Origin of the sequence: Synechococcus sp. OH2, assembly GCF_047462155.1 — a bacterium.
In the GTDB taxonomy this organism is placed as follows: domain Bacteria; phylum Cyanobacteriota; class Cyanobacteriia; order Thermostichales; family Thermostichaceae; genus Thermostichus.
The window spans coordinates 12509-16310 of sequence record NZ_JANSIR010000101.1; the positions used below are offsets into that span (position 1 = coordinate 12509).

Annotated in this window: 3 protein-coding genes; 1 reads left to right on the forward strand and 2 read right to left on the reverse strand. The window is 63.4% G+C overall.

Going from position 1 to position 3802, the window contains the following annotated elements:
• Both NW835_RS10020 and NW835_RS10025 read right to left on the reverse strand, forming a co-directional pair.
• Nucleotides 1-1049: LptF/LptG family permease (locus NW835_RS10020; protein ID WP_414415201.1), on the reverse strand; the 1049-nt coding region annotated here is incomplete at its 3' end.
• 187 nt (nt 1050-1236) lie between these two features.
• Nucleotides 1237-2442, reverse strand: a complete 1206-nt coding sequence (locus NW835_RS10025) for a pentapeptide repeat-containing protein (protein ID WP_414415202.1) — start codon at nt 2440-2442, stop codon at nt 1237-1239.
• Nucleotides 2443-2605: 163 nt separating this feature from the next.
• On the opposite strand from NW835_RS10025, the gene NW835_RS10030 reads away from it, so the two are divergent.
• Nucleotides 2606-3802, forward strand: a 1197-nt coding sequence (locus tag NW835_RS10030; RefSeq protein WP_414415203.1) for a DUF1565 domain-containing protein, incomplete at its 3' end; no start/stop codon positions are given.

Here is a 3802-nt window from a genome sequence, read left to right on the forward strand (position 1 = left end):
CCTGCTTCTCCCAAGCTGCGAGATACGCTCAGCACCACGTAGTAGGCAAACACCAACAGGATCCCGAAGACGACGCCGCCATAGCGGCCCACACGGCGAGCGGTGCTGGATCCCAGGGGAAGGGAAATCAGCACGGCAAAAAAGCTGGCCAGGGGCAGGGAAAAGCGCATGTGGAACTCGGTGCGCAAGGGCTGGGTATTGAGGTTGGAGCGGGCCAGGCGGGAGATGCGCTCCGCCAGCTCCGGTAGGCTGAGCTCGTTGGGGGGAACTGGCGGCTGCAACAGGGCGGCCAGATCTTGGGAGACCGCCAGCGGCTTGCGGTCGAAGGGCTCTTCGGCCAGGCTGAGACCATCGGGGCCGTAGCGGTGGGTTACTCCTTCGCTGAGGGTCCAGTCCAGGCCATTCCACACCGCCTGGGCCGCCAGCGTCACTTCCGCCAACTGGTACTTGCCCCCCGGCAAGGGATCCACCTGCAAGATGGTGACATCCTGCATGGTATTTAGCCGCGGATCCACCTGGCGGATGAAAAACCAGAGGTTGTCTAAGGACTCCGTCCCGCCAACGCGAGCGGTCTTGAAAAAGACGTCGTATTGCACCGGGCTTGTAGCTTGGGCCAGGAGCGCCTGCTGGTCAATGCGGCGGATTTCCCGTTTGCTGGCCGGCAAGAGCACGTTGCTGATTAAAAAAGCGCTCAGGCTCATGAGCAGCCCCACCAGCAACAGGGGACGAAAGATGCGCGTAAACGGGATCCCGGCTGCCCGCATGGCGGTAATTTCGCTGTTGCCGCTCAGCTTGCCCAAGGTGAGTAGGGTGGCAAAAAAAGCAGCGATGGGCATGCCCAGCACCACCATCTCCGGCAGATCCAACATCAAGAGCCGCAACACCGTCAGGGGGGGCACGGATCCCTCGACCAGCCGCTCGGCCAGGGTAAAGAGCCGGCCCGCCAAAAGCAGCAGGGTTCCCCCAGCTATACCGGCCAAAAGGGGGGTGAGCATCTGTCCAAAGAGGTAGCGCTCCAGCAGCCAGAACTTGGTGAACAAGCGGGCCATGGGCAAAAGTTGAGGGATTAGGGCTATTTCAAGCTAGCGTGAACGGTTCGCTGGCAGGCCCTCACCCCCGGCCCCTCTCCCTCTGGGAGAGGGGAGCTGGGATCAACTCACAAGCTGTTTTATGCTGTTTGCCATGACCCTAGCAGCACTGGCGTTGAACCCAGGGTTGCCGGCCATTGGCTCTGGATCAGGGCCGTAGGGAGGCTGGCGGTTCGGCGGGAGGGGGTAAGGGCTCGCTGCTGCCGCCGGGATCCAAGCGGGAATTGGGGGGCGAAGGGTCGGGATCCAGTTTGGCCCCCCAGGCGGCTAGGTAAGCGCGCTGCTCAGGAGAAAGGCGACGGGCGCCGCGGAAGTCTGCTCCCGCCACGATGGCGCCGGCATAGGCTCCCGTTTTGAAATCGGGCTTTTGTCCTGGCTGGGCCGGGGAAGCGGTCTGCAGGGATCCCACAAACAAGAGGGCGCGGTAGAGATCGGCCCCGCGCAGGTCGGCATTGCGTAGGTTGGCCCCGCAGAGGTTGGTGTGGCTAAGATCGCAACCCCGCAGGTCAGCTCTTTCCAGGCTGGCTTCACTGAAATCCACCCCCCGCAACAGGGTGCCATGCAGGTCGGCCCCTTCCAGCATGGTGCCCAGGTTAACCACGCGGATCCCGTTGAGGCGATCCCGCTGGTAGCCGCCTTTGCCGTCCAAAATGGGCCGGCCCAGGTGTTCGTCGCGGCGCAGGGGGCTGAGCAAGTTGGCGGTGGAGAGGAAGCGCAGAATCTTGGCTTTGCCGAAGCGATCCACGCCGTTCAAGATGGCCGCCGTGCGCCCGGCCGCAATGGCCCGCTCCAGGGGCCAGTCGTCCAACTGCCCATCAGGGGAGAGAACCAGGTTGGAGATGCCCTCGAAGTAGGCGTCGATGGTCTGCTGCTGGGTGATGGTGTTCTGCTGGATGGTGAGGTCGCGGGAGATAACGTACTGCCGCCAGGCAATATAGGCGGCCAGGAGAGCGATGAAGATCTGCCCGGTAGCGCCGAACACCTCGCCCAAAGCCCCAATCGCCTCCCAGCTCAGGGATCGCAGGGTTGAGAGAACCCCACTCCAGACCACTGCTCCTGCCACGGCCAAGCCGAGGGCCGCCGCCGCCCATCCCAGGCTGGGCCACGTGGTTAGCCACTGCCAAAGGTCGCGCCCAATCTGCACCCAAAGCGGCTGCCCCCACCAGCCGGCCAAGCCCAGCCAAGCCAGCACCGCCCCCCAGCCCAAAACTGGCTGCCCCGTCAACCCCGCCAGCGCCAGCAGCCCCGCCGGGATCCCCAACAGCAGCAGGTTAAGCAGGGGGCGCCCAGACGAGAGGGAAGCCAGCGGCAACTCTTGGGAGGAGCCTTCGCGGGCAAGGGCTTCTTCGGTCATGGCAAGGGTATACTCTAGGGGTAGCGTTGGATCTACAAAAAAAAGCCTGCGTCAGTCCGTATTTGGAGTTGGGGAAGAGGGCAGGATCCCGCCTCTCGGGTTTGGTAGGATAGCCTCGACCCTCCTTCCTTCTCTGGCCCAGCCTGGTGTGAGGATGACTCCTATGATCGCTTCCTTATCGTTTATCCGTCTGCAGAAATCCGGCGAACACCAATTTACAGCAGTCCTGCCTGACTTGTGGTTGCAGCGTCATGGTTCCCCAACCCTGGCACGACTGGCCGCCTCTCTGCTGTTGAGCACCAGCTTACTGCTGGCGGCAGGAAGGGATCCCAGTTGGGCGCAAACTTCCCTGGACACCGGCCTTTTGGAGAAGCAGGCCCTGCCCCAGGCGCCACCGCTGCCGGACGACCGCCCGGCCATTTTTGTTGATGCCGCCAACGGCAGCGATACCCAAGGGGATGGATCCCGCAACAACCCCTTCAAGACCATCACCCATGCCATCGGACAAGCGCCAGCGGGCAGCATCATCCAGCTGCTGCCGGGGATCTACAGCGCAGAAAGCGGCGAAGTCTTCCCCATCCGCCTCAAGGCTGGCCTCATCTTGCGCGGGGACGAGTCCACCCTAGGGGAGGGCTACCTGATCGATGGCGGCGGCACCTACATGAGCCCGACCCTGGCCCGGCAAAATGTTGCTCTGCTGGCCGAGACCGGCTCAGAGGTGCGCGGAGTTACCCTGCGCAACCAGGGGCGGCGCGGCTATGCCCTCTGGATAGAATCGGCTTCCCCCCGCATTCTCAACAATAGCTTTGTGGGCAGCATCCACGACGGCATTTTCATTGCTGGCGCCTCCAACCCCTGGATAGAGGGCAACCGCTTCTACAAAAATGGGGCCAACGGCATCTCCGTCTTGGGCACCTCCCAGCCCACCATTGTCAACAACCTCTTCCAAGAGACCGGCTTTGGCCTCACCATCGACCAGCGCTCGGCGCCGATGGTGCGCAATAACCGCATCCTGCAAAACCGCACCGGCATTGTGGTTGGCGGCAGCGCTCGGCCCATCTTGCGCAACAATCTCATTGCCCGCAACCTAGAGACTGGCCTGACAGCTATCACCAACGCCCAGCCCGATCTGGGCACGGCCTCGGATCCCGGCAACAACATTTTTGAGGGCAACGGCCAGTACGACATCCACAACGCCACTCGCGGCCTGCGCCTCAACGCCAACGGCAACCAACTGGCGGGCAAAACCAAAGGGGAGCTGGATCTGGCGGGCCAGACCGCCGTGGCTGCCCTGCCCAGCAACGCCCCGCCACCCATTGCTGCCGGCGGCCTGACGCTGCCCAGCGCCCCCCCGGCTCCC